This is a genomic window from Hyphomonas sp. KY3 (assembly GCF_017309975.1).
Classification (GTDB): domain Bacteria; phylum Pseudomonadota; class Alphaproteobacteria; order Caulobacterales; family Hyphomonadaceae; genus Hyphomonas.
The window spans coordinates 2,100,355-2,125,425 of the sequence record NZ_CP022271.1 but is presented as its reverse complement, the minus strand read 5'-3'; the positions used below and the strand labels follow the sequence as shown (position 1 = coordinate 2,125,425).

The following is a 25,071-nucleotide window of genomic DNA, read 5'->3' as shown; positions in this document are numbered from 1 at the left end:
CATCGCGCTCCGGGACCCGGGAAGGTAGGATAGGATGGATTGCTGCGGCGGTATGGAAGATCATGATGAGGACTGCACCGAAGTGAAGGTGAAGGACAGCATTGACCAGGGCACGGTCGAGGCCGCGAAGGCGCTCGAGTCGGAGAATTACTCCGCGGGGTTTGTCACTGACATCGAAATGGACATGGCGCCAAAAGGCCTGTCCGAAGATACGATCCGCTTCATTTCGGCCAAGAAGGAAGAGCCGGAATGGCTGCTCGAATGGCGCCTGGCCGCTTACAAGCGCTGGCTGACCATGGAAGAGCCAACTTGGGCGATGGTCAATTATCCGACCATCAATTATCAGGATTACTACTACTACGCCGCCCCCAAATCCGGCGCGAAGTATGAGTCGATTGACGACGTTCCGAAGGAAATTCTCGAAACCTACGAAAAGCTCGGTATCCCGTTGCGCGAAGCTGAAGTTCTGCTCGGTGTCGAAGGCGCGGCAGAAACCGCAGCCACCGCACGCGAAACGCCCCGCGTTGCCGTCGATGCGGTGTTCGATTCTGTCTCTGTTGCCACGACCTTCCGCAAGGAGTTGGAAAAGGCCGGCGTGATCTTCATGTCGATTTCCGAGGCGGTTCACGAATATCCAGATCTTGTGAAGAAGTATCTCGGCACTGTCGTGCCCCAGTCGGATAATTTCTTTGCGACGCTGAACAGCGCCGTCTTTTCTGATGGAACATTTGTCTATGTGCCCAAGGGCGTCCGCTGCCCGATGGAACTGTCGACCTATTTCCGCATGAACGCCGAAAACACCGGCCAGTTCGAGCGAACGCTCATCGTGTGCGATGAGGGTGCCTACGTCTCTTATCTCGAAGGGTGTACCGCGCCGATGCGCGACGAGAACCAGCTTCATGCCGCCGTGGTCGAGTTGGTCGCGCTGGAAGACGCCGAGATCAAGTATTCAACGGTCCAGAACTGGTGGCCGGGCGACGAGAACGGCAAGGGCGGGATCTACAATTTCGTGACCAAGCGCGGCGATTGCCGGGGCGACCGCTCCAAGATCAGCTGGACGCAGGTCGAGACGGGGTCGGCCGTGACGTGGAAATATCCGAGCTGTATCTTGCGCGGCGATGACAGTGTGGGCGAATTCTACTCCATCGCTGTCACAAATGGCCGTCAGCAGGCCGATACTGGCACCAAAATGATCCATCTCGGCAAGCGCACGCGCAGCCGAATCATCTCCAAGGGCATCTCGGCTGGCAAGTCCAACAACACGTATCGCGGCCTCGTCTCGATCAACCGCAAGGCCGACAAGGCGCGCAACTTCACCCAGTGCGACAGTTTGCTGATCGGGGATCGCTGCGGCGCGCACACTGTGCCCTACGTCGAGAACCGCCGGGCTGATGCCCAACTGGAGCACGAAGCGACGACGACCAAACTGTCGGACGACCAGATGTTCTATGTCCGCCAGCGTGGCATCGGAGAAGAGGAAGCGGTTGCGCTCCTGGTGAACGGTTTTGTCCGCGAAGTGCTGCAGGAATTGCCAATGGAGTTTGCGGTCGAGGCCCAGAGCCTGCTCAAGGTGAGCCTGGAGGGCAGCGTTGGCTGATCCGGACGCATTCGGAGACTGGCTCAATGCCTATGCACGGGCGCAGGAGGGCGGAGATGTCGCGCTTCTCAAGTCCCTGTTGAGTAAAGACGCAAAATTGTTCGAAACGCCGTTCAATGCTCCGGTAACCGGCGTAGAGAAGATCGTTGCTGTATTTGCCGAGAATTGGGCGCGGATCGTGGACGTGTCGTTCAAGGTGGAAAAAATTGCGGATAACTGGGCCCATTGGAAGGCCGGGGGACTGATTGAGGCCCTGGATGAACCGTACCGCACTGACGGTATTCTCAAGGCCGAACTGAACGCCGCAGGTCTATGCACGTCACTGACGCTCTGGACCGAAACCCTTTCGGTCCGCGAATCTGACATGCTGTCCCAGCGTGACGCCTGAAAAACCCGAGGCCAGGTGCGGCAAAACCGAAGAATCGGACCGCCAGACCTGTTTCAAGCGGTTATACGGGCCATTTCCTGCATCCGGGGCTTTTCGCACCGGGCTAGGGAGCTTACATGCGCACCATGTTGAAGATTGAAAACCTGACCGCGACTGTCGGTGAAGACGATGACGCCAAGACGATCATCAATGGCTTGACGCTGGACGTGCCGAAAGGCGAGGTCCATGCGATCATGGGGCCGAACGGTGCCGGCAAATCGACCCTGTCCTATGTGCTGACCGGTCGCGACGGCTATGAGGTGACGGGCGGAAGCGCGACGCTGAATGGCGAAGACATTCTGGATATGGATCCGGAAGAGCGGGCGGCCAAGGGCCTTTTCCTGTCTTTCCAGTATCCCGTCGAGATTCCCGGCGTCCCCGTCATGACCTTTGTGCGGGCGGCCATGAATTCACAGCGCAAGGCGCGTGGCGAAGACGAGATATCTGCGCCGGACTTCATCAAACAGTCCCGCGAAATCGGCAAGGCCTTGAAGCTGGATGCAGAAATGCTGAAGCGCTCGCTCAATGTCGGTTTCTCTGGCGGCGAGAAGAAGCGCCTGGAAATCTACCAGATGATGATGCTGGAACCGAACTTCCTGATCCTGGATGAAACGGATTCCGGGCTCGACATTGATGCGCTGAAGACGGTGGCTGACGGCGTGAATGCGATGCGCTCGCCAGATCGCGGCATGCTGGTCATCACGCACTACCAGCGCCTGCTGGACCACATCCAGCCGGACAAGGTGCACGTCCTCTCCAAAGGTCGTATCGTGGCAACCGGTGGCCCGGAACTGGCGCATCGGTTGGAAAAAGAAGGATATGAAGGCATCCTCGGGGAGGTGGCGTGACCACAGCCCTGCGGGACATGATTGCCAATCCGACGACGGCGGAGCTGGAGCTGGTCGCGCGCTATGGCATGCAACCGGAAGATTCCCGCCGCGAGCGGCTGTTTGAGGCGTTCTCCAGGACGGGACTGCCGCATCGCCGGCTGGAAGCGTGGAAATGGACCGACTTCAAGGTGGCGCTGCAGGGGCTCGACTGTCCCTCCACGCCGCCCGCGCACGATCCGATTCCGCATGCTGGCGCACTGGTCTTCCGGTTCTCGCCAAATGGCTATTTCCCGCCAGACCATATTCCGGACGGGCTGAACGTTTTCGAGAAAGACGAAGCTCAGGCCTTGGGAGCGGCCGAAGACGTGCCGCTCGGTGCGTTGGCAGCATCCCTGTCTGGCGGCAAGGCCAGACCCGCCACCCTGTTGCTGGAAGTGACCTCGAAAGAACTTCCGCGTCTCCATTTCCAGTTCAGCGGCGAAGGAGAAGCGAATTTCGCGCGTGTTGTTGTCGTGGTTCGCTCCGATATGGCGCTCACCGTATCGGAGAGCCATCTGGGCGGGGCGGGGCTGACATCCTCCGTGATCGAGTTTGGTCTCCAGAAAGGCAGCGCGGTCAACCGGACGGTCTATCAGCGCGGTACGTCAGAAGAGACGATTGCTTCAACGGCGCTCGTCCATCTCGATGCGGATTCGCACTATACACAGACCTCACTCGCCTTTGGCGCCAAGGTTGCGCGGCTCGAAACGCGCGTTACGCACCAAGAGCCAAGTGCAAAGGCGACGCTGAATGCCGCCTATCTTGTCGGCAAGGATCTGCATACGGACTTTACCACCCATGTGCGTCACGGGGCCAACTCCTGTGTAACCCGGCAGCTGACAAAGGGCGCTGTCCTGAATGGCGGCACCGGCGTGTTCCAGGGGAAATTCTTTGTTCCCCGTACGGCAGGCCAGTACACGGATGCCGACATGCAGCACAAGGCGTTGTTGCTGGAAGACGGCGCGGTTGTCTTCGCGAAGCCCGAGCTTGAGATCTATGCGGACGATGTCGAGTGCGCGCATGGCAATACGAGCGGCGCGCTTGATGATGACCAATTGTTCTACATGCGCCAGCGCGGCTTGCCGGAGAAGACGGCCCGCGCCCTGCTGACACAAGCCTTCGTCGCCGAAGCATTTGCTGAAGCTGGCGCGCTAGAGGAAGTGCTGCGCGCGGAAGCCGAAGCCTGGCTGGCCGCTGTATGAGCCGTTCCTTCGACATCGATGCGATCCGCGCGGAATTCCCGATCCTGTCACGTGAAGTGAATGGCAAGCCGCTGGTGTATCTGGACAATGCTGCCAGTGCGCAAAAACCGAATGCGGTGATCGACAAGATCGCAAACCAGTCGCGCACGGCATATGCCAATGTGCATCGTGGCATTCACACCCTGTCGAACGAGACCACCGAGGCCTATGAGGCCGCGCGTGAGAAAGTCCGAGCATTCCTCAACGCGCCGTCGACAGAAAATATCGTATACACCAAGGGGTCGACGGAAGGCATCAACCTTGTCGCCTCTGCGCTCTCCGCCCGGATTGAGCCTGGCGATGAGATTGTCCTCTCCATCATGGAGCATCATTCCAACATCGTTCCGTGGCATTTCTTGCGGGAGCGCCATGGCGCTGTCCTGAAATGGGTGGGCCTGAACGAAGATGGTTCGCTGGACATGACAGACCTGGCGGAAGCAATTGGTCCGAAAACGCGTATGGTCGCGATTACCCATATGAGCAATGTGCTCGGCAGCGTGACGGACATGGCCGAGATTTGCCGCCTCGCGCATGAAGTTGGCGCTGAAGTGTTGGCCGATGGCAGCCAGGCTGCGGTCCATTTGCAGGTCGATGTTCAGGCGCTCGGGTGTGACTGGTATGTCATGACCGGGCACAAACTCTATGGTCCAACAGGTATCGGCGCGCTCTATGGGACAGCAGAAGCGCTGGATCGTGCGCGGCCCTATCAGGGGGGCGGCGAGATGATCGAAATCGTGTCCCGCGATCGGGTGACCTACAATACGGCGCCTCACAAATTCGAGGCAGGTACACCGCCAATCCTTGAGGCTATCGGCCTGGGAGCAGCGCTGGACTGGATGACGGCGTTCGATCATGCAGATGTGAAGGCGCATGAAGATGCGCTGTACGCGCGCGCTTATGAGGGACTCAGGGGCGTAAATGGCCTGACCATCCATGGTGAGACGCCGCACAAGGGTGCCGTGCTGGCGTTCAGCCTCGAAGGGGCGCACCCTCATGACATTGCTCAAATTCTCGACCGGTACGGTATCGCTGTCCGTGCCGGCCACCATTGCGCCCAGCCCCTGATGGAGCATCTGGGGGTCAGCGCAACGGCGCGGGCGAGTTTCGCAGTTTACAACACTTTCGCCGAAGTGGACGCGTTCATTGAAGCGCTCGCCAAGGCGCGGGAAATGCTGGTATAGGTGACGGCATGGCAGACGATATGACATCTCGCGACATGGTTGATGTTTCCTCCGAGGAAGCAGGGTCGAAGATTCCGCAAGATGAGTTGAACCGGATCACCGATGATCTGATCACAGCGTTCAAAACGGTGTTCGATCCGGAAATTCCAGTCGACATCTACGAACTCGGCCTGATCTACAAGGTCGACATAGATGACGACTACAAGGTCGATATCGACATGACATTGACGGCGCCGGGCTGTCCAGTTGCCGGCGATATGCCGGGCTGGATCGAAACTGCCGCGCGCACCGTTGATGGTGTGCAGGATGTGGAGGTTCGCCTTACCTTCGATCCGCCCTGGGACCCGTCGCGCATGTCGGACGAAGCCCGTCTTGCGCTAAACATGCTTTAATTGAACCGGAACGCTTTCGTTCCTATGTGATTGTCATGGCCAGAAGACCCAGACCCAAGCCCGTGAAGCTTTCCGACGCTGCTGCAATGCGCGTGAAGGAGATCATGCAGGAACGCGGCGCAGGATTCCTGCGTGTCGGCGTCAAGAATGGCGGCTGTGCGGGCATGGAATATGTCATGGACTATGCCATGGCGCCCGAGCCGCTGGACGAAGTGGTCGAGGATAATGGGGTCACCATCCTGATCGACGCCAAGGCTGTGCTGTTTTTGCTCGGCAGCGAAGTGGACTATGAAGTCACGCCGCTGCATGAGAAATTTGTCTTTCGTAACCCGAACCAGACCGATGCCTGTGGTTGTGGAGAGAGCGTGACGATTATCCCGGCGACGGTATAGCCTGCGGGGCAGGTAAGGCCGATGATTGTTCAGGGCTTTGATCCCATAGCCGATTCAGATGCGCGTATCCTGATCCTGGGCAGCATGCCTGGCATCGCCTCACTGGAAGCCAATCAGTATTACGGACACCCCAGGAACGCTTTCTGGCGCATAATGGGAGATGTCTATGGGGCCGGGTTGGAGCGGCCCTATGCCGAGCGCACGACGATCCTGAAAGAGCAGGGCGTGGCAGTCTGGGATGTGCTGAAGCTTTGCCATCGCGAAGGCAGTCTGGATTCAAACATAAAGGACGAGGTGCCAAACGACTTCGAGAGGTTCTTCGCGCATCATCCCCATATTCAGCGCGTGGTCCTTAATGGGGGAAAGGCGTCAAGCAGCTTTGAGAGATATGTTGCGCCAGTTTTCCAAGAACTAGTTGTCAGAAGCGCACCTTCTACCAGCCCGGCCTATGCGGCGATACGATACGAAGCGAAATGCGAACGCTGGAGAGATGCATTGACTGCGGTCTGAATGAAGGCCGCTCTGAAATGTACTATCGTGCTTGTAATTGAACCGGCGGTTTTTTGAGGAGTTCGCTGTTCCAACGCTCAACGTTTCCGCCGTTCGTGACAGGACAGGACGTTGCGAAATAAGTGAAGACATCATCCCTTGATGGTAGATTGATCATATAGGTTTTTGAACCCATGATCAGTGTCGCTTCAGCATCCTTCAAAACGGCATTGTATAATTTCGGTGCTGTGGAAGTGAGCGGACTAACATGAACCGTATTTGACCGACGGCGATAGATCAGCAACGTTGAAAACCGCTCACCATCGATTTCAATTTTCGCAAAACGAGTGCGACCCTGCCCGAAACGTTTGACGTCCTTATGTATGGGATCTCCCGGATTTAGCTGAATTGATGCGTATATCCGAGACCGGCCATCCGAGAAAACCGCACATGAAAATACAATCGGCGAGTTTTCCGAGCCGGATGAGCGGATCGCCCGCGTAGTCATCGTGAAGTCAGGGGACCGACCGGGATCTTTGCTATCATATTCAATACTAAGCGTAGATGCTGGCACCCATGAGGGTGTTGCCGAGGGTTCCGCGGTTCTTGGCTCATCAGCCATCACGGATTGTACCAACAAAACGTTCAGAAAAAGCAAGGCAAAAAGCCTGGGCAAAGACAGGGTCATGGAATCTATCTCGTCAGAAAGGAGCGTAGTAATGTGAGGCGCAGGTTACAGTTACACGCTCAGAGATTTGGACTCAGATCCATGCCCTTCAGGATTTCAAAGACCGAGACATCAAACTTGCCACCATTGGTCACCGGGCAGAATTTGGCAAAGGCGACGAATACGTCGTTCTTTTCCGGCAAGGCAAGATCGCGCTTCTTACCCTTTACCTTCAGCTGCACCTGGTCTCCGCGCACGACGGAATTGTAGATGCGCGAAGGCACCTCACGGCTAAGCGGGATCAGCTTGGTTGATTTGGCATGAAACGCGTATCGGTCCGGAAATTTCTCGTCGCGGATCTCCATTATGCCTGAGATATGATGGAAGCGCGGACTGCGATCAGCATCATCTTCATAGGTGTTTTCCGGATCGAGCTGGACGCTGAAATTCAGGGCTTTGTATCCACTCGTCGTAATCTGGCAGCTCAGCTGGATGGTCGGGTGGTCACCGCCTTCCGCCTTTATGATCCGAACCAGGCTTTTGAAGTTCGGGTCCTTGCCGGCATCTGAACTGTCGACCCTGATCAACTGATCTTTTTCCTGGATCCAGACGCGTGGTGCTGAGTCGGCGAGTGCAGGTGTAGCTGCCATCACCATGGCAGCTACAGTAATCAGGTATTTGAACATTGGGCTTTCCTTGAGGCGTGCTTCCCCAAGATTGGGCATGAGCCATGCTGGCTCGTCAACCCTAAACCGAACCGATGCGCACTCTTTGAGAGAACCCTAGTTCGCACTCGCCGCGCGGGCGGCATTGCAGGTTTTTGCGAATGCTTTGAACGCATCATCCGGCTCTGGGTATTTCGTCTCAACTTTACCGGCATGTTCCACTGAGACACTGACAGTATCTCCCCGAATGACGGAGTTGTAGATCTTGGCAGCCGGGCTGTGCGATCCGATCTCGATTGTGCTGTTTGCCGGAGCGTATTGAACAACTGTTTCGACGCCGGGTGTGTCGCCCGCCGTGATTGAAGCGGTCTCTCCTCGTCTGTATGTGGCATGCTTGTCGATTTGATCAGAAATATCGCCCGTCTCAAGCGATAGAATGGCGGACATCTGGCCGTTTGGCGCGCATACGAGCACTGCGCCAGCTTGATCGGCGGTGGTCGTCAGGATGGCGCGAGGCGCCTTTTCATTGTGTCCGTCCCAAACTTTCCATCCGGTCGCGGAGGCAGGCAGATAAGCGGTTGCAACAACGGCTACCAACAGGCCGATTGCTGTTTTCGATTTTGATTTCGTCATTTGTTCAATCCCGATATGGCCCCCGGGATCGCCTGAGCAATTATTGTTTATCAATAACTTTTGTGTGTGTAAAGCTTAAGGTGAGCGGTGAGTCTCACGGCTTTCCAAAAGCCGCCAGGTCGTCGGAGCTAGGGCTTGCTTCCATGCCCTTTGGAGGATCCGGAATGAGGATGCTCGGCTCTACCGGCGCACCAGTTGCCTCGGCCACGAGTCTTGCTGTGTGCAGCTCCACGGTCTCGGTTAGGGTCTGTAGGAATTCTGCTTTAGGCAGATTCGGATCCAGAGGGGGCAGGAATTCAATGATCGCGGTGCCGGCAGTTTTGTCGCGTTCCTGCTGGCGCCAGAACACGCCAATATTGGTGGCGACGGGAATGACCGGAACATTCATTGCCTGCGCCATATGCCAGACCCCCGCCTTGTAGCGAAAATGGTACCCGACCGGCGCGAGGTGGCCTTCAGGGTAAATCAGCACCCTTTGGCCTTCGTCACGCGCGCGCGCCATGCCTTCCTTCAACGAGGCCGCTTTGCGATCCCCGCCGCCGCAAGTATCGATGACGATGGCACCCAGCTTTCGCAGAATTCCGCCGACCAGTGGAAACTTTTCCAAATGATCGCCGGTCACGAACGCAAGATTCTTCACTTCCGGGTAGATGAGGTATCCGTCGCCCCAGCTTTGGTGCTTCGCCGCGAGGATGAAGGGACCGTCCGGAAGGTTGCTTCGTCCACGTACTTCCTTGCGAATTCCGGCGACGATGCGAAGGTTCAGATTCATCGCCCGTGTATAGCTGCGGATGATCATGCGGACAGGGCCGCGCCCTGGCAAAATCAGGAAAGGCAGCGATACCAGCACGTAAAGAACAGAGAGAATATAATAGACGACTGTGAAGACGAGGCCGCGCATTGCAGGGGCTCCTTCGTTATCTGATCACTAGGAATTCAAGACGCACAGAACCGCGCGAGACAACGCGTCAACGTGCTGGGAAAATGGTCCGGGCAGGCGGTTGTAAATCTTGTTCTGGCCAGCCTGCATGACCACGCCAAGCGCCATGGCGGCTTTCAGCGCCGGGTCGCCCTTTGGAATATGTCCGTCCGCAATCAGGCCGGCAATTATCTTTTCAGTGATTGAGACCGGATCATCTTCGCGGCGCTTGTCATAGGGAAGGAAACGATTGAGCGAGACGAGGTGAAACGAGAACAGCAGGAAATCTTCGTCCGCCAGGGCACAATAGGCTTCGACAGCTGCATGAACCTTTTCTTCGAGTGAGCCATCCGCCGAGAGGGCCTGCGCCATCATCGCGCCCAGGCGATTATGGGTTTCCATGAACAGGGACAGTGCAAGTTCGTCCTTGCCCTTGTAGTGGCGATAGAGTGCCCCTTCCGAAACGCCGGCCTTTTCGGCGATTTCGCGTGTCGTGGCAGCATCGATACCTTCATGAATGAACAGTTTCAGCGCTGCGCGTTCGATCTTCGGCCGCGCATTCCGGGCGCGAGGCTTTGTCTTGGATTGATCTGTACTTGATGGTCTCGCCATCTGGCCCTCCATGTCTCTGATACCAATCTAGGCGCAGATCCATCTAGATGCAAGTGATTATTCGCTCACATATGCGATCGGCATAACTGGATGTCGTAATGCTTACGACCGGATGTGGCTCAGTAGTTGAAAAGTCAGCCTAACTGACGAGATCGAAGCGGTAGCTTTCAATAACGGTGTTTGCCAGCAGCTTCTCGCACATTTCTCTGACGCGGGCTTCGGCCGCGTCAGAGGAAAGACCGTCTTCGAGATCGAGCTCGATCACTTTGCCGATGCGAGCGGCCTCGACTTCCTTGTACCCCATGCGGGCCAGTGTATCCGCAACGGCCTTGCCCTGCGGGTCCAGGACACCATTCTTGAGCGCGACGTGGACGATGGCTTTCATGAGAGGTCTCCTGGGAAGTCTGAGTTGGGCCCCCATAGCCCGATTTCAGTCCTATTGAAACAAGCTTACCGCGTAAGCCATGCCGACAAGAACAAGTGCCGTCGCAAGGATTGGCTTTCGCCCGGTGGCACGAGGTAATTTCGCGCGATTCTTGGCTTTTGTTGCAAGGCTCATGGAGGGAAATCTCTCGTTTAGGGGCGGGCTTTCAAGTAGCCTACTTGCCGTTGGTAAAGCTCACCACGTTGTCGCTCTCACCAGATTCTTTCAGAATTCCGAGGCGCCGGGCTACTTCCGCATAGGCTTCCGTCACGCCGCCGAGGTCACGGCGAAACCGGTCCTTGTCGAGCTTGTCACCGGTCTCGAAATCCCAAAGTCGACAACTGTCGGGGCTGATCTCGTCAGCCAACAAAATGCGCGGCACATCACTATCGCCCTCATAGTGGCGGCCGAACTCCAGTTTGAAATCTACTAGCCGAATGCCGACCGCTGCGAACAGGCCCGACATAAAGTCGTTTACGCGGAGCGACATGGCGATCAGATCATCATATTCCTGAGCCGCGGCCCATCCGAAGGCGGCGATGTGCTCTTCTGTGACCAATGGATCACCTAGCGCGTCGTCCTTCAGATAGAACTCCACCATGGGCCGGGGCAGGACCTGGCCTTCCTCAATTCCGAGACGCTTGGAGAGCGTGCCAGCCGCCACATTCCGCACGACTACTTCCAGTGGAATGATGTCGACCTTCTTGACCAGCTGCTCGCGCATATTGAGGCGGCGGATGAAATGGGTGGGGATTCCAACGGCCGACAGGCGTGTCATCATGAATTCGCTGATGCGATTGTTCAGAACGCCTTTACCATCCAGAACCGCGCGTTTTTGCGCGTTGAAGGCGGTTGCATCATCCTTGAAATACTGGATGAGGGTGCCTGGCTCCGGCCCTTCATAAAGGATTTTCGCCTTGCCCTCATAGATAATGCGCTTCTTGCTCATGCGGACGGATCTCCTGACGGTACCGGATCGCTGTAACAGGAATCGTTTTCAGCCACCCCAGAAAGCGCGACTGTTACGCCAATCTGGGCAAAGAAACAATTATTGCGCACACCTTAACTCAACGACTATATGCACTGGTGAATTACCACCGTTCAGAAAGGCCTTTCTCATGAGCACATTTGACGATCGCGAACGCGCCGAGGAGGCTCGATACGCCTTTGATCAGGAAACCCAATTCAAGGTCATGGCGCGCCGAAACAAGCTGCTCGGTCTCTGGGCCGCCGATCTCATGGGTCTGACAGGCTCAGATGCTGAGGCTTATGCCAAGACGGTCGTACTGTCCGATCTTGAAGAAGCGGGCGATGATGACGTGTTCCGCAAGGTACGCGGTGACTTCGATACGGCTGGCATAGATCGCACCGATGCTCGTATTCGCGAACAGATGGCAGAACTGCTGCCGGTTGCGCGCGAACAGATTCTCAAGGACTCAAAGTAGCGTAGATGTGGTTTTCGGCCGTACCTGCGAGGGTTGGCCGGAAACTGTCGCCGCATGTCTGGGTGCTTTCATTGACTGGCGTGAATGACGTGCAGCTCACGATGGTGGCTTCACCGGATTTAAATTTGGGCTTTCCGTGCCATCCCTGCATCTTTGGTACGCCGGTCCAATGACTGAAATAGAGGCGTCCGGACGTGCGCGGAATGAACGCGTCATCTGGTTCGGTGGAGTAATAGGCAACCCCGTCGACATACCAGGTGATCCGATCAGGCAACCACTCGAATGCGTAGAGGTGTGGCGCGGCTGACGCATCGAATGGCAAATCGAACTTGGCATTCTTTCCGTGCTTTCCATTCCGCCAGTAATTGAACTCCACTTTTGATGTGTCTTTGCCCAGAAACTCGATATCCACTTCGTCATGTGGGTCGCCTGCATAGGGTCCGGTATACGTGAAAAAGGCAGAGACCAGCCCTGACCCCTTACCGACCTGCATCACCGCCTCATAACGTCCATAACCGACGCGTTGCTTTGATCTTGCTTCGGCAATGGAAAACGGGATGTCCTGTTCTGGCTCGCGTTTGACTTGAAGTGCCAAACCTTGAGGTGTCGTGATGGCGTTTTCGGGAGCCCACCTGCCGCCATAGAAGGTGTCAATCGCATGCGTCTCAGACAACCAGAATTTGTCCTCGATGGATTCTGATCCAAATGTCGACCGGAATCCATGACCGGATTTGGCGAGCTGCTTGATTGTGGGATTGCTCTCGGTTGGCGCTGCGGGCTTGATGGCCACCGGTTCCTGGATCGCCGCGGCAGCGGGTTTTTCAACGGGATAGTAAATCTGCGCTTGTTGATATGAAGATGCGAGCGCGTCCTGGCCACCGGCTACACTCACGGCGAAACCTGTAACAAGTGCAGCAGATACGACGGCAAACATCATAACGTCCAGAACTGACACAGTCCTTCTGGCGGTGGTTACCGAAATGAGGCCGAAATGGGACATCGCTTTACCTTCCGTTTACCTTTAACGGAAAATTAGCAATACCCAAGCCGATTTAGCCGCTTTCTTGGGGGGGTGTCAGACTTTTCATGTTGCGCATCATGAATAGCGGAATTGAGCCAATTGGTGTGACGGCCCAGTCGAGCGGCTGATCATGTGGTTCGCTGGGGACGGAGTCGATCTGCTGGGCCGGGTAGGCCAATGCACAGGCAAATGCCCGGCCGTTTGCCCGGAGCTTTTCAAACGCCTTGTCATAATGCCCTTTGCCATAGCCAAGCCGATTGCCCATGCCATCAAAGGCGAGCAGAGGCGTCAGAATCAACGTCGGATGAGCCAGCGGTGCATCTTCTGACGGTTCGGACAATCCAAATGGCCGGCGCTCCAGTGGTTCGCCGAAATGCCATGTGCGCCAGGTCAGTTCGCCAGTGTCCTCTATCCGGGGCAGACATAATTCTGCGCCAGCCTTTGCCAAACGCATCATTAGGGGCGCGGGATCAAGCTCTTCATTGATCGCCACATATCCAGCGACAACCGGCCCGTAGCGTTCAAGCAGCTTCATCGGAAATTTTTCAGCCACAGAGTCTGCGCCATCAGGATCGCGCGCGGCCGCTTCGGCCCGCAGGGTTCGCATCCGATGTCGCAGGTCGGTCTTGTCCATCAGAGTATCCATCGGGTTGGCTGTTCGGCGCCTGACTATGGCACACAGAAAAATAGCGCATGAGAACCACGAACGCCGCGGGGCATATTCACTCCCGTCAACCTAGATACTAGGTGGGCGCCGGATGAGCCCGGACCACGGCCCAAGCCAGAATGCCAGCTCCCTGACGGAAATTAAGGTCGCCGGAGATCAGTCCGTCGCAAACGAAGCAGCCCTCATGCTGGTTGATGATGTAATTCGGTGACGCGCTGATTGTAAGGGGCCAGCATGCGGTCACGTGTTGAATTGTCTCAGTGTGCTTCTCCGACAAGATCGAAGGCAAAAAGTAGCGTGCGCTGGCGATCCGAGAAATTGTCGTCAGAGACAATCCAGAGGCGGTGGACGCCGTCTGGCAGGGTTTCAACCGTGATGCCTTCGAAATTGTCGACATTCATGGGTCGGGACAGCGTAAACAGACCGCGTCGGCTTGACCCGCCAGCATCCTGATATTCGGCCTCCACGGCCAAACGGTTACCGAATACGGGATTATAGTTGCGGCGTAGACTGTAAACCACGGATCCGGCCATCGACTGATCGCCGAGCGCAATCCGGTTTGTCATGCCCACGAGCGGACTGTCAAAATCGGTATTGATCGGTTCGACAAGCGTAACAGCATTGCCGATCGGGACAAGCTCGACGATCGGCGACTTGCCATCAATGAGCTGTTCGTATCCTGCACGAAGTGCTTTTCCGAAAGATAGCGCTTCTGCGCCGGAATTCTCGCGGATTTCCGTGCCTTCGATCTCGCTCGGCAGATCCGCGACCAGCGTGGCGCGTGCGGCGGCGCCACAAGTGCTCAGATCGAATGCCTCGATACGGTGCCGACGTTCGAAGCTGACATATGCAGCGCCATTCTTCAGGGCGAGCCCTTCGGAGTCGCCCTCGGCCTTGCCCTTGAGCAACTCGTTGTCCTGTCCCCGCATATACGCAATTCGGCCCGTTCCGGTCAGCTCACCACCGTCACGATCAATCCAGACAAATGCGCCCATGTCGGAAACCGCCAGGAAGCCTCCGTCGGCATGTAGCTCAATACCCGACAATCCGCCAAAGTTCCTATTGGGGGAAGTGAGCGCCCAGCCCTGCGCGAAGCGGACGCCTGGGAACAGCGAAATGTTGGCGCGTTCAGATAGTGGCACGGATTCCGCAACAATGGAGATCTCCGACGGTGCCACATAAGATGTCCCGCTGGGGCAGGATAGCGCCTTCAGCGTACCCGGCGACAATGCAGGATGGCCCCGGCCTTGGTTTGTGTCGGCCGTACCGATTGCCGGCGGACCGGCTGGAACCGCGCAGGCTACAAGCGCGGCTACGGCCAAGCCAAACAAGGGAGAGTAGATCGATTTCCGCATGATTTGTTTCGCCTTGTGGTGAGTCTCTGGGCATTTGCCTTAAAATATGAGGCAGGAATAGGGAAACTGGCTGGATTTCAAAAGCGAACTTATCCAGATATGAATTATGTCCCAAATTCCGCTCGTCCGCCGCTCGCCAGTCCCGCCAGACACCTGTAATTTGGCCAAAGCCATAGACCTGATTGGTGACAGGTGGACTTTGCTTATCCTTCGCGCAGCACTTTATGGTGTGCGGCGCTTCGATGACTTCCAGTCTGAGCTGGGATGCCCAAGAACCGTGTTGTCGGGGCGGTTGAAGAAACTGGTGGATGCCGGCCTGCTGGCCAAAAAGCCTTACAAGGCGCCTGGCAAGCGCGCCCGACCGGAATATGTTCTGTCCGCCACGGGCCTTTCGCTGCGGCCGATCCTGATCGGCCTGACGCAATGGGGCGACGCTTGTCTCGGACAGGGCGAGGCGCCTCCGATCAGCTTTACGAAGGCGGGATCCAAGAGTGCCATCCGAGCGGCATTTGTTGATGTTGAAGGCCGGGAAGTGCGCCCCGACCAGATACGTCCAGTGTTGCGGGGATAGGTTTGCTCAAGTCTCCGACCGACAGTTTGGAAATTGTGCAGTTTCGCAGAATTTCCGTCTTGCAAAGCCGGGGCTGATGCGCTTTATCACGCCTCTCGGCGGCAACGCCGTGAATACCCTAATAAGGATGCGGGCGTAGCTCAGGGGTAGAGCACAACCTTGCCAAGGTTGGGGTCGAGAGTTCGAATCTCTTCGCCCGCTCCAATTTTTCTCAAGACAGCCTAGTTTCAAGCGCGCCACTCTGGGCGCAGCTTGTTGTTGGCGTTGTTTGTGTACCAAGCAAGCCTCACCGCACGTGTGGGCCTCAATCGATTCTTTTTTCCAGCCGGGCTGATGACGAATATTTTGTGCGTCTCGTGTAAAGAGTTTGGCTGCGGCCTGGTCTTCAACCATATCTTGCCGGTCCCTTGCTGCGTCTGTGGTGTAATCAATGCGCTGCAACCTCTTGTCGGCGCCCGTCCACGCCATACTACTGATGTGACCGAAAGTGATGACCATGACAGATGACTTGCAGCCCCTCACAGACCGCGCGCTTCTCAAGCAGCGTTTCCTGGAAGGAATGAGCCTGGTTGCAGCGACCGTGAATGTCATCACGACAGACGGCGCTGCTGGTCGGGCGGGCACGACAGCAACCGCAATGTCCTCAGTCAGCGCCGATACGCCCAAACCGACCTTGCTTGTCTGCATCAATGAATCCTCGTCGCTAACGCCGGTTCTGCTGGGCAATGGCACGTTTTGTGTGAACGTCTTGAAGGACAATCAGGCGGATGTGGCAGATGTTTTTGCCAGCCGCATGACCCACAAATTCAAGGACAAGTTTGATGGGGCAGATTGGACGCCGGGCAGGTCTGGTCAGCCTGTCATCTCAGGAGCGCTCGTGGCATTCGAGTGCAAACTGGTTTCGCACAATCAGGTCGGCACGCATCATGTCTGCATCGGTGAGGTTGTTGACGCTGTGCTCGGCGACAATGGCAACTCTCTGATCTATGCGAGCCGCGAATACCGCACCACCGTCAAGCCGGACTAGGCTTTTGGGGGCAGTTTCGCGGTTGCGTATCACTACTGGCCGCTAGCGCGCCGTCATGGCGCCATCGACCACATGCTCCTGCCCGCTGATATAGCTGGAAGCATCCGAGGACAGGAACAGGACCAATTCTGCGACTTCCTCTGGCCGTCCGGCCCGACCCATTGGGCTTGACTGGGTCGCAATCGCCTCGACGTCCATCTGATTGGCACCCGAATGCGCCGTAAGCGCGGCGACGCGTTCTTCATCCATGGCCTCGGTCATGCGGGTGATCGATTTCTGCCAGATCGGCGTATCGATGATGCCCGGATGCACCGAATTGACCCGGATGCCCGTACCCATCTGGGCGCACTCGACCGCCGCTGCCTTTGAAAAGAGTCGAACGGCCCCTTTCGATGTGCAATAGGCGCTCGCCCCAGCTGCGCCACGCAGGCCGGCAACCGATGAAATGTTGACTATCGAACCACCTTTGGAACCCATGTACCGCATTGCTGCGCGCGTTCCGAGAAACACGCTGTCGACATTCACGCTCATCTGCTTGCGCCAATCATCCAGCGTAAAATCCGTGATCGCGCCTGCGATGGCGATGCCGGCATTGTTGACCAATACAGATGGTGTCCCGAATGCGTTCTCGGTTTGGCTGAAGATTGCTTCCCACATGCTCTCATCCGTCACGTCCTGATGCGCGGTGATGATGCGCCCTCCGGCATCTGTGACGAGTCGCTCGGTGACCCTCAGACCTTCGTCATCAATGTCGGTCGCCATGATGGCGGCACCTTCCCGAGCAAGCACGAGTGCGCATGCCCGACCGATACCGCTGCCAGCACCCGTTATAATTGCGATTTTGCCGTCGACCTGGCCCATGTTTTCCTCCCGCTTTTTGCATTGTATGTAGCAGTGGAATGGCTTGACCTGCCAATGGTTTTGAGGTTTACCCCGCGTCTCTAAACGGGATGGTGCAGGGCCGCCGTTGAAATCGTGGGTGCGAATGAGCGCCGCCCACCGACCTGCGTCGACAATGAGGTACTACCATGTCACGTCGCCACAGCGCGAAGTACAAGATCGACCGTCGCGTCGGTGAAAATATCTGGGGCCGTCCGAAGTCCCCCGTCAACAAGCGTAACTACAAGCCCGGTCAGCACGGCCAGAACCGCCGCAACAAGGTCTCTGACTTTGGTCTGCAGCTGATGGCGAAGCAGAAGCTGAAAGGCTACTACGGCGACATCACGGAGAAGCAGTTCCTTCGCATCTATGAAGAAGCGAACCGCATGAAGGGCAACACGTCCGAGAACCTTATCGGCCTGCTGGAATCGCGTCTCGATTCCATCGTCTACCGTGCGAAATTCGTGCCGACGATCTTCGCAGCCCGCCAGTTCGTCAACCACGGGCACGTCATGATCAATGGCCGCCGCTGTAACATCGGCTCCGCGCGCGTGAAGCCGGGCGACGTTGTTCAGATCCGCGAGAAGTCCCGCAACATGGCGCTCGTTCTGGAAGCTCTCGGCAGCGCTGAGCGCGATATCCCGGAATATGTGGACGTCGATCCGAAAGCCATGAGCGCGACTTATGTCCGCGTGCCTGAACTGTCTGACGTGCCGTATCCGGTCCAGATGGAACCAGCCCAGGTGGTCGAATTCTACTCCTCGTAAGTGGACTGAATTCCTTGAACAATCTAAAAGGCCGCGCCAGACTGGTGCGGCCTTTCTTTTTGGAGAATCTGATCGCATGAACATTCCCGATATCGCGCAAGTTCGCCAGCACCTCATTGCCAAGCCGGGCGAACCCTTCTCGCTGGCAGCGCGGCCGACCCGGGACCCTGATCTCTTTGCGGACAAGGAAGACGCCAAAACCAGCCTGAAAAAGGACGCGGCCGTCATCAACGAATTGAAGGACATGCTCTACGCCCACAAGAAGCAGTCCGTGCTTGTCGTGCTGCAAGGCATGGATACGGCAGGCAAGTCGGGCACCATTCGCAATGTCTTCGCCGACACCACGCCGCTTGGCATGGAGGTGAAAGCGTTCAAGGCGCCAAGCAAGAACGAACTGGCCCGCGACTATCTCTGGCGCGTTCACAATGCCGTGCCCAAAAAGGGCAATGTCGGCATCTTTGATCGTTCGCACTATGAAGACGTGCTGGTCGTGAAAGTGCGTGACTTCGCTAGCCCGGAAGACGTGGAACGGCGGTATGAGCAGATCAATGCGTTCGAAAAACACATGACGGAGAACGGCGTCGTCATCGTCAAATGCATGCTGAATGTCGGGTATGAGGAACAAGGCGTCCGGCTCGCAGAGCGCCTTGTCGAGCCTCACAAACTTTGGAAATTCAATCCGGCGGATCTGGATGATCGCAAGGATTGGGCAAAATTCATGTCGGCCTATGAGACCGCCGTTGAGCGATGCTCGACACCGCATGCGCCCTGGTATGTTGTGCCCGCAGACAGCCGGACTCGTCGAAATGCCATGATCGCCCGTCTCGTACGTGGCGCGCTGGAAGATTTGAACCTTGAATGGCCAAATCCTGGATTTAACCCGGAAGACTTCGACATCGGGTAGGATCGGAGGGACATGTTTCCCTCCGATACTCAACTCGATCAGCCGCCATGGAACGCGGTAGATCCGCCGCTCATGGACTTGTTGGCCGAGCGCGACTCGGGATTGCCGTAGATATCTACGCTGCCACCGCTGGACGTCTTGCTCGATGCGGCGTCGCTGGCATATGCCTTGACTGATCCGCCGCTGCTGGCCTTGGCCTGCACAGTTTCACAGGTGAGCCCTTTTGCGTTGGCACTGCCGCCGGACGAAGCTTTTACCTCAAGGCGTGTGCATACGCCGTGGACGGAAACCGCTGCGCCGCTGGAAACGTCTATCTCCATAGGGCCGGACTTCAATCCTTCCGCGAGCAGGGACGAGCCAGAGCTGGCTTCGATCTCGTTGAGCTCCGGGCCGGTCACCGTGAACTTGACGCGCACCTTGTTACCCCACCCCTTTGTGGATTTGCGGGACAGATACAGGCGATCTCCATCGAGGCGCACTTTGACATCTTCAGGGCCACCCCGTTCAAAGTCCGCGGTGATCGAATGCTGAGGTGCACGCACGAATTTGACGGAGACACCGGCGGAGATATCGAGTTCATCAAATCCGGAAAGATTGTACACTTGGGTTGTGTCGGCGGACGCGCTGTAGAGTGACGCGGACAGAGCAAACGCAGCAATGCTGGATGCGATGATAACTGATTTTCTCATGGTCTGATTCCTATAATGCTCGGTGTCAGGATTTTATGGAAATATCGCCGCCGCTCGACTCGGTGATATCGACCTGGGTCGGTGCGCCGTGAACGTTGATGTCGGCGCCACTGGACGCTTTGGCTTCCAGCGCCTCAGTCACGCTGACGGACACGTCCGCGCTACTGGATGCTTCGATCTCGGCGGACTTGCACAACAGATCCTTGGCTTCAACGTCGGCGGATGACGATGCATCCACCGTAATCTCGTCGCATGTTCCGGTGAGCACAATATCGGTGCTGGATGAGGCATCGACATCGATATCTGCTGTGCTTTCCAGAACCAGCTTAACGTCAGAGCTGGAGGAAGCGTCGATTCTGGCCCGACTATTGGTGACCGCATGAGCGATCACATCCGCGCTTGATGTTGCCTCGATCGATATTGCCCCGACAATGAAGTCGGATGCGTCGATACTGGAGGAAGACGATGCGTCCATGTCGGCTGAAGCGGCGCGACCGGAAACGATCAGTTTAGCGCTCGAAGAAGCGTCCAGTTCGATTTTCCCCGCATCGATCCCGGAGGCTTCAAGAATTGAGGATTGCGCCACGTCCAGTTCGGAAATGCTCGGCGACGTTACACGTACCGTGTAGGACGGCATGCGCTTTCCGTTCACCTTCACCCGCAAGTCGCCTTCGACGAGATCCACGTGAAGATTGGCCCGTAAGGATTTCAGGAAGCCGAGGCTTTCACGGCCGATTTGCAGCTCTCCATCATCAGTTTCGATGCTGATATCTGAAAAGTCGCCTTCGGCCTGTTCAACGATGACTGTGGTCTCAGCGCCGGTTTCGTACAGAACCTTGATACCACCATTCACATCAATGCTGGAGAAGGAGCCGACTGGGAAGTCCTTAGTCTCGGCCAGAGCCGGCAAGGCTGCGATGGACAGGGCGGACAGGGATATGAGCGCGCGTTTCATGGGGGTGCCTCCAATTTGATGAGGCAAGTATGATGTATCGAATAACGATAAGTCAACATATTGTTTTTCAATAATACGAAAAAACCCGTGCGTGTGCTCTATTGTCCGGTGTCGGCATTGCAGAAGACAAGTTGACGACCATTAAGGGGTTAGCCGTCCTTGCTGGCAAGCTGTCCGAACAGGTCGTAATCATCTGCTCCAGTGATTGCCGCCGAGACGATGTCGCCCGCTTTCAGGTGACTTGCATTTTCCAGATAGACCACGGCATCGACTTCCGGCGCATCAGCCTTGGTGCGGCCTATCATTTCGCCGGTCGAGTCAGATGGGCCGTCAATTATGACGTCCTGAACCGTTCCGACCTGCGCAGCGGCGCGATCAGCAGACACTTTCGCCTGCACTTCCATGAAGCGGTGCCAGCGCGCTTCCTTGACCTCATCTGGCACATGACCGGGCAGGTCACGGCTGTCAGCATGGGCGACGTTTTCGTATTGGAAGCACCCTGCGCGATCGATCTTCGCTTCGCGGATGAAGTCCAGCAAGATCTCGAAATCCTCTTCGGTCTCGCCCGGAAACCCAACGATAAAGGTTGAGCGGATGGCGAGGTCAGGCACATCCCGGCGCCACTGAAGGATGCGTTCAAGTACGCGGTCCTGTTTGGCGGGCCGTTTCATGGCCTTTAGCACCGGCGCGGAGGCGTGCTGGAATGGAATGTCGAGATAGGGTGTGATCAGGCCTTCGGCCATCAGCGGAATAACCTGGTCCACATGCGGATAGGGATAAACATAATGCATCCGCGTCCACACGCCGAGGCTACCCAGCCCCTTGGCCAGATCGAGGAAGCGCGTCTGGTATTCCGTGCCACGCCAAGTTTCCGGCTTGTAGCGCACGTCCAGTCCATAGGCGGACGTGTCCTGACTGATCACGAGCAATTCCTTCACACCGGCCCGGACCAGTTGTTCGGCTTCGGTCAGCACATGATGGATCGGGCGGGAGGCAAGATCGCCGCGAAGTTTCGGAATAATGCAGAAGCTGCACCGATTGTTGCAGCCCTCTGAGATCTTCAAATATGCGTAATGGCGCGGTGTCAGGCGCAGGCCACTTTCAGGCACCAGGTCGGTGTGAGGATTGTGCGGCGGGGTGAGGTGCGTGTGGACCGCGTCCATCACGGCCTCATACTGGTGAGGCCCGGTGATCGCGAGCACTTTGGGATGCGCTTTCTCGATCACGTCCGGTTCGGCGCCAAGACAGCCTGTAACGATAACCTTGCCATTCGCTTCAATCGCTTCACCGATAGCCTCAAGGCTCTCATCACGCGCGGAATCCAGAAATCCGCACGTGTTCACCAGAACCAGGTCTGCGCCGGAATAGTCCGGGGCGATCTGGTAGCCTTCTGCGCGCAGGCGCGTGATGATCCGCTCGGAATCGACCAGGGCTTTCGGGCAGCCGAGGGAAACGATGCCGACCTTGGGGGCCTTGGCAGGCCGGATCGGAGCAGGGGCAAGGGATGTCGTGGTCATGATCGCCCTGCTATAACGAATGCTGCGAACTGGAAAGGTCGGGCGCACATCGGGCCGTTTTTTTGGTTACCAAACCCTTTCGCTCACTAGAGCAAATTTCCAGCAAATGTTTGACACCCGGAAATGCAGGTCGCGTAATCTGGGAACCGGTAGTTAAGGGAGGGGAGACCCATGACGCACCTGATGATTCTTACCGCAGCCTGGGGGGCGGCCATGCTGGGCATCTATCTGGTCATATATACGCTGATTAAGTGGCGTCGAGCCGCGCGGGCCTGCCATCCGATGCCGTTCAGGCGTCGTAAGAGCTATTTGAGCGGGCTAGCCTTCAGCGTCATGTTTGTTGCGTCACCAGCGCTGGTGCATGCTGACGGACACATGATCCAGGCCAGCATCACAGGATTCTTTCAGGCCTGAGCCTCAGGCGTCTTCCAGCTCGACACCCTTGTCCTTCATGAAGTCGCGCAGTTCGCCGCTTTCAAACATCTCTTTGACGATGTCACAGCCGCCAACGAATTCGCCCTTTACATAGAGCTGTGGAATGGTCGGCCATTCCGAATAGGCCTTGATGCCTTCCCGCACGGCCTGATCTTCCAGAACGTTCGTCGAGACATAGTCCACGCCAAGATAGTCCAGAACCTGCACCACAACTGATGAGAACCCGCACTGCGGGAACGTCGGTGTACCTTTCATGAAAAGTACGACGTCATTGGCTTTGACGGCCTTTTCGATGGCATCGAGCGTGGCTTGATCGGTCATTCTGGTATCTCCGCTGTTGTCACAGCATGTGTGGTGGATACCCGGCAGCGTCAAGCTTTGATGCTGCCGGGCATGTTTCTGTTACCAGCCACAGCTCTCGGTGGCGTTCTGGTCTTTCATATAGAGCATCAGCGGATCGAAATACTCGATGATCGCGCTGCCATCCATTTCGCGAGTGCCGGTGAATTCTTCCAGCGTGTCCGGCCAAGGCTGTGACGCGCCAGCTTCCAGCATGGCATTGAAGCGTTTGCCCACTTCCTTGTTGTCATAGATCGAGCAGCGATGCAGCGGTCCTTCCCAGCCAGCCTGCTCACAAGCGGCCTTGTGGAACTGGAACTGCAGGATGTAGCTCAGGAAGTAGCGCAAATAGGGCGTGTTGCCCGGAATATGGTACTTCGCGCCGGGATCGAAGGCGTCTGCCGGGCGCGGGGCCGGTGGTACGAGGCCCTGATTTTTCAGGCGGAGATCCCACCATGACGTGTTGTAGGCCTCTGGCGCAGTTTCACCAGACAGGACATCCCAGCGCCAGCCATCAACGGTCAGCGCAAACGGCAGGAAGGCGATCTTGTCGAGCGCGGTCTGCATCAGAAGTGCCGTGTCGGCATCAGCGCCCGGCTTTTCCTCAGCGGTGATCAGATTGATCTGTTCGAGGTATTCCGGTGTGATCGACAGGCCGACAAAGTCGCCGATGGCCTCATGGAAGCCATCATGTGCGCCGGTTTTGTACAAGTAGTCCTGATCCTTGTAGGCGCGCTGGTAGAAATTGTGACCCAGTTCGTGATGGACCGTATAGAAGTCTTCCGAGTTCACTTCAGTACACATCTTGATGCGTACATCTTCCTCATCGTCCAGATCCCAGGCTGAGGCGTGGCAAACGACTTCGCGGCCCTCTGGGCGCACGATCATGGAACGCTCCCAGAAAGTTTCCGGCAGCGGATCGAGGCCGAGGGAGGTGAAGAAGGTTTCGCCTGTCTCGACCATTTTGATGGCGTCATAGCCCTTTTCGTTGAGGCGTTCGGTCAGGTCGTAGCTTGGTCCCGGCACGTCAGGCTTCACGACGTCATAGATGGATGACCATTGCTGGGCCCACATATTACCCAACAGGTCAGCGCGGATCGGGCCGGTGCGCGGTTGCACATCGTCGCCATATTCTTCATTCAGTTTGGCGCGGGTGAAGCAGTGCAGCTCTTCATAAAGCGGCTCCACCTGCGTCCACAGACGTTGCACTTCAGCTTCCATCTCTTCCGGTGCCATGTCGTAGCCGGACAGCCACATCTGATCGAGGCTTTCGAAGCCAAGCTCATTTGCGCCTGCATTGGCGATCTCGACCATGCGGGCATAATCGTCCTTCATCGGCACGGAGATCGTGCGCCAGCCTTCCCAGACAGCTTTGAGCTCTTCCGGGTCGCGGCTGGTTTCAATGATCGTCGACAATTGGTCGAGGTTCAGTGCCTCGCCCTTATAGGTGAATTTTCCGGTGCCGTAGGTGGCGTCGAGACTGGTCGTGATCTGCGACAGCTCCTCGGCTGCGCCCGGCGTCGACGGGGCAGGGATCGTGATCCCGGTACGCAACATGGTCAACTTGCGCGCCAAATCAGCTGGCAGGACGCTGACATCGAACTGCTTGGACTCATTCGCGAGTGAAACGGCGAGGATGGTCGATGCCGCTCCAGCTTCGGCTGCGAGCGCGTTGGTTTCGGGCGTGATGTTCGTGGCCTGGTTCCAGTAGGCTTGCGCGGCAATACGGCTCTGCGCGGCGAGTTCAGCTTCGGCGCGCTCCAGGAAGGCGCGGGCCTCAGCGATTTCCACGGAATGATCGACTTCAGCGACCACTTCAGGCGCGGTGTCGAGAGTTGTTTCATCTACAGCTTCAGGCGCGGCGCAGGCCGCAATCATGAAGCTCAGCGCGATGGCGCTGGTGGTTAAGGTCAGGCGTTTCATGGGGTCGTTTCCTCATCCTTGGTTGCGGATGAAACAATAACGAACCGACCGTATCGTCAATGCGTCAGA

At 56.9% G+C, this 25,071-nt stretch carries 30 protein-coding genes and 1 tRNA gene; 15 read left to right on the top strand and 16 right to left on the bottom strand.

What is annotated here, in order from left to right:
• The first annotated feature begins 52 nt into the window (after positions 1–52).
• The 8 genes from sufB to CFA77_RS10430 all read left to right on the top strand — a co-directional run bounded on the left by sufB (position 53) and on the right by CFA77_RS10430 (position 6,609).
• Entirely contained in the window at positions 53–1,597 is a 1,545-nt protein-coding gene (gene sufB, locus CFA77_RS10465) for a Fe-S cluster assembly protein SufB (RefSeq protein WP_206990642.1), read from the top strand.
• Entirely contained in the window at positions 1,590–1,985 is a 396-nt protein-coding gene (locus CFA77_RS10460) for a hypothetical protein (RefSeq protein ID WP_206990641.1), read from the top strand. Before sufB ends, CFA77_RS10460 begins: the two co-directional genes overlap by 8 nt.
• 125 nt (positions 1,986–2,110) lie before the next feature.
• Positions 2,111–2,872 (top strand): Fe-S cluster assembly ATPase SufC, encoded by a 762-nt coding sequence (sufC, locus tag CFA77_RS10455; protein ID WP_034815776.1) that lies wholly within the window; start codon positions 2,111–2,113, stop codon positions 2,870–2,872.
• Entirely contained in the window at positions 2,869–4,095 is a 1,227-nt protein-coding gene (locus CFA77_RS10450) for a SufD family Fe-S cluster assembly protein (RefSeq protein WP_206990640.1), read from the top strand. The genes sufC and CFA77_RS10450 overlap by 4 nt, the downstream gene beginning before the upstream one ends.
• Positions 4,092–5,315, top strand: a complete 1,224-nt coding sequence (locus tag CFA77_RS10445; RefSeq protein ID WP_206990639.1) for an aminotransferase class V-fold PLP-dependent enzyme — start codon at positions 4,092–4,094, stop codon at positions 5,313–5,315. Before CFA77_RS10450 ends, CFA77_RS10445 begins: the two co-directional genes overlap by 4 nt.
• Positions 5,316–5,323: 8 nt before the next feature.
• Positions 5,324–5,707, top strand: coding sequence for an SUF system Fe-S cluster assembly protein (locus CFA77_RS10440; protein ID WP_206990638.1), 384 nt, complete (start codon positions 5,324–5,326; stop codon positions 5,705–5,707).
• A 35-nt stretch (positions 5,708–5,742) separates the two neighbouring features.
• Positions 5,743–6,099: an iron-sulfur cluster assembly accessory protein gene (locus CFA77_RS10435; RefSeq protein WP_206990637.1), complete on the top strand. Its 357-nt coding sequence runs from the start codon at positions 5,743–5,745 to the stop codon at positions 6,097–6,099.
• 21 nt (positions 6,100–6,120) lie between these two features.
• Positions 6,121–6,609 carry a DNA-deoxyinosine glycosylase gene (locus tag CFA77_RS10430; protein WP_206990636.1) on the top strand — a complete coding sequence of 163 codons (489 nt, stop codon included), beginning with the start codon at positions 6,121–6,123 and terminating at the stop codon, positions 6,607–6,609.
• A 22-nt stretch (positions 6,610–6,631) separates the two neighbouring features.
• On the opposite strand, the gene CFA77_RS10425 is transcribed toward CFA77_RS10430, so the two are convergent.
• The 7 genes from CFA77_RS10425 to purC all read right to left on the bottom strand — a co-directional run bounded on the left by CFA77_RS10425 (position 6,632) and on the right by purC (position 11,457).
• Positions 6,632–7,276 (bottom strand): hypothetical protein, encoded by a 645-nt coding sequence (locus CFA77_RS10425; RefSeq protein ID WP_206990635.1) that lies wholly within the window; start codon positions 7,274–7,276, stop codon positions 6,632–6,634.
• Between the two features lie 59 nt (positions 7,277–7,335).
• On the bottom strand, positions 7,336–7,980 hold the full coding sequence (locus tag CFA77_RS10420) for a hypothetical protein (RefSeq protein ID WP_206990634.1): 645 nt from the start codon (positions 7,978–7,980) through the stop codon (positions 7,336–7,338).
• 57 nt (positions 7,981–8,037) lie between these two features.
• Positions 8,038–8,553 carry a hypothetical protein gene (locus CFA77_RS10415; protein WP_206990633.1) on the bottom strand — a complete coding sequence of 172 codons (516 nt, stop codon included), beginning with the start codon at positions 8,551–8,553 and terminating at the stop codon, positions 8,038–8,040.
• Between the two features lie 94 nt (positions 8,554–8,647).
• Positions 8,648–9,454, bottom strand: a complete 807-nt coding sequence (locus tag CFA77_RS10410) for a 1-acyl-sn-glycerol-3-phosphate acyltransferase (protein WP_206990632.1) — start codon at positions 9,452–9,454, stop codon at positions 8,648–8,650.
• 27 nt (positions 9,455–9,481) lie between these two features.
• Positions 9,482–10,084, bottom strand: coding sequence for a TetR/AcrR family transcriptional regulator (locus tag CFA77_RS10405; protein ID WP_242517315.1), 603 nt, complete (start codon positions 10,082–10,084; stop codon positions 9,482–9,484).
• 139 nt (positions 10,085–10,223) lie between these two features.
• Entirely contained in the window at positions 10,224–10,469 is a 246-nt protein-coding gene (gene purS, locus CFA77_RS10400) for a phosphoribosylformylglycinamidine synthase subunit PurS (RefSeq protein ID WP_034815552.1), read from the bottom strand.
• Between the two features lie 214 nt (positions 10,470–10,683).
• Complete coding sequence (gene purC, locus CFA77_RS10395) at positions 10,684–11,457, bottom strand: phosphoribosylaminoimidazolesuccinocarboxamide synthase (RefSeq protein ID WP_206990630.1); 774 nt, start codon at positions 11,455–11,457, stop codon at positions 10,684–10,686.
• A gap of 169 nt (positions 11,458–11,626) precedes the next feature.
• Between purC and CFA77_RS10390 the strand changes: the two genes are divergently transcribed.
• Positions 11,627–11,953, top strand: a complete 327-nt coding sequence (locus CFA77_RS10390; RefSeq protein WP_034815548.1) for a DUF1476 domain-containing protein — start codon at positions 11,627–11,629, stop codon at positions 11,951–11,953.
• On the opposite strand, the gene CFA77_RS10385 is transcribed toward CFA77_RS10390, so the two are convergent.
• The 3 genes from CFA77_RS10385 to CFA77_RS10375 all read right to left on the bottom strand — a co-directional run bounded on the left by CFA77_RS10385 (position 11,937) and on the right by CFA77_RS10375 (position 14,996).
• Complete coding sequence (locus tag CFA77_RS10385; RefSeq protein WP_206990629.1) at positions 11,937–12,953, bottom strand: family 16 glycosylhydrolase; 1,017 nt, start codon at positions 12,951–12,953, stop codon at positions 11,937–11,939. The two genes, CFA77_RS10390 and CFA77_RS10385, sit on opposite strands and share 17 nt — an antisense overlap.
• 52 nt (positions 12,954–13,005) lie before the next feature.
• On the bottom strand, positions 13,006–13,608 hold the full coding sequence (locus CFA77_RS10380) for a 5-formyltetrahydrofolate cyclo-ligase (RefSeq protein WP_242517314.1): 603 nt from the start codon (positions 13,606–13,608) through the stop codon (positions 13,006–13,008).
• 290 nt (positions 13,609–13,898) lie between these two features.
• Entirely contained in the window at positions 13,899–14,996 is a 1,098-nt protein-coding gene (locus CFA77_RS10375; RefSeq protein ID WP_206990627.1) for an esterase-like activity of phytase family protein, read from the bottom strand.
• A 106-nt stretch (positions 14,997–15,102) separates the two neighbouring features.
• On the opposite strand from CFA77_RS10375, the gene CFA77_RS10370 reads away from it, so the two are divergent.
• The 3 genes from CFA77_RS10370 (at position 15,103) to CFA77_RS10360 (ending at position 16,594) form a co-directional block, all read left to right on the top strand.
• Positions 15,103–15,567, top strand: a complete 465-nt coding sequence (locus tag CFA77_RS10370) for a helix-turn-helix domain-containing protein (protein WP_206990626.1) — start codon at positions 15,103–15,105, stop codon at positions 15,565–15,567.
• Positions 15,568–15,696: 129 nt separating this feature from the next.
• Positions 15,697–15,771, top strand: a tRNA-Gly gene (locus CFA77_RS10365).
• Positions 15,772–16,063: 292 nt separating this feature from the next.
• A complete protein-coding gene (locus tag CFA77_RS10360) occupies positions 16,064–16,594 on the top strand; it encodes a flavin reductase family protein (RefSeq protein ID WP_051607883.1) in 531 nt (176 codons plus the stop codon).
• Positions 16,595–16,636: 42 nt separating this feature from the next.
• Here the strand turns inward: CFA77_RS10360 and CFA77_RS10355 are convergent, their stop codons facing one another.
• On the bottom strand, positions 16,637–17,455 hold the full coding sequence (locus tag CFA77_RS10355; protein WP_206990625.1) for an SDR family NAD(P)-dependent oxidoreductase: 819 nt from the start codon (positions 17,453–17,455) through the stop codon (positions 16,637–16,639).
• Between the two features lie 167 nt (positions 17,456–17,622).
• On the opposite strand from CFA77_RS10355, the gene rpsD reads away from it, so the two are divergent.
• Both rpsD and CFA77_RS10345 read left to right on the top strand, forming a co-directional pair.
• Entirely contained in the window at positions 17,623–18,240 is a 618-nt protein-coding gene (rpsD, locus tag CFA77_RS10350; protein ID WP_034815539.1) for a 30S ribosomal protein S4, read from the top strand.
• A 76-nt stretch (positions 18,241–18,316) separates the two neighbouring features.
• Positions 18,317–19,144, top strand: a complete 828-nt coding sequence (locus tag CFA77_RS10345) for a PPK2 family polyphosphate kinase (RefSeq protein ID WP_206990624.1) — start codon at positions 18,317–18,319, stop codon at positions 19,142–19,144.
• 38 nt (positions 19,145–19,182) lie between these two features.
• Here the strand turns inward: CFA77_RS10345 and CFA77_RS10340 are convergent, their stop codons facing one another.
• The 3 genes from CFA77_RS10340 to rimO all read right to left on the bottom strand — a co-directional run bounded on the left by CFA77_RS10340 (position 19,183) and on the right by rimO (position 22,305).
• A complete protein-coding gene (locus tag CFA77_RS10340) occupies positions 19,183–19,833 on the bottom strand; it encodes a GIN domain-containing protein (RefSeq protein WP_206990623.1) in 651 nt (216 codons plus the stop codon).
• Positions 19,834–19,858: 25 nt separating this feature from the next.
• Positions 19,859–20,788, bottom strand: coding sequence for a GIN domain-containing protein (locus CFA77_RS10335; RefSeq protein WP_206990622.1), 930 nt, complete (start codon positions 20,786–20,788; stop codon positions 19,859–19,861).
• Between the two features lie 149 nt (positions 20,789–20,937).
• Complete coding sequence (gene rimO / locus CFA77_RS10330) at positions 20,938–22,305, bottom strand: 30S ribosomal protein S12 methylthiotransferase RimO (protein ID WP_206990621.1); 1,368 nt, start codon at positions 22,303–22,305, stop codon at positions 20,938–20,940.
• A 171-nt stretch (positions 22,306–22,476) separates the two neighbouring features.
• Between rimO and CFA77_RS10325 the strand changes: the two genes are divergently transcribed.
• A complete protein-coding gene (locus CFA77_RS10325; RefSeq protein WP_034815530.1) occupies positions 22,477–22,719 on the top strand; it encodes a hypothetical protein in 243 nt (80 codons plus the stop codon).
• A gap of 3 nt (positions 22,720–22,722) precedes the next feature.
• Here CFA77_RS10325 and grxD read toward each other — a convergent pair whose 3' ends face one another.
• Positions 22,723–23,061, bottom strand: a complete 339-nt coding sequence (grxD, locus tag CFA77_RS10320; RefSeq protein WP_206990620.1) for a Grx4 family monothiol glutaredoxin — start codon at positions 23,059–23,061, stop codon at positions 22,723–22,725.
• A gap of 81 nt (positions 23,062–23,142) precedes the next feature.
• Complete coding sequence (locus tag CFA77_RS10315) at positions 23,143–25,002, bottom strand: M2 family metallopeptidase (RefSeq protein WP_206990619.1); 1,860 nt, start codon at positions 25,000–25,002, stop codon at positions 23,143–23,145.
• Positions 25,003–25,071: the final 69 nt, after the last annotated feature.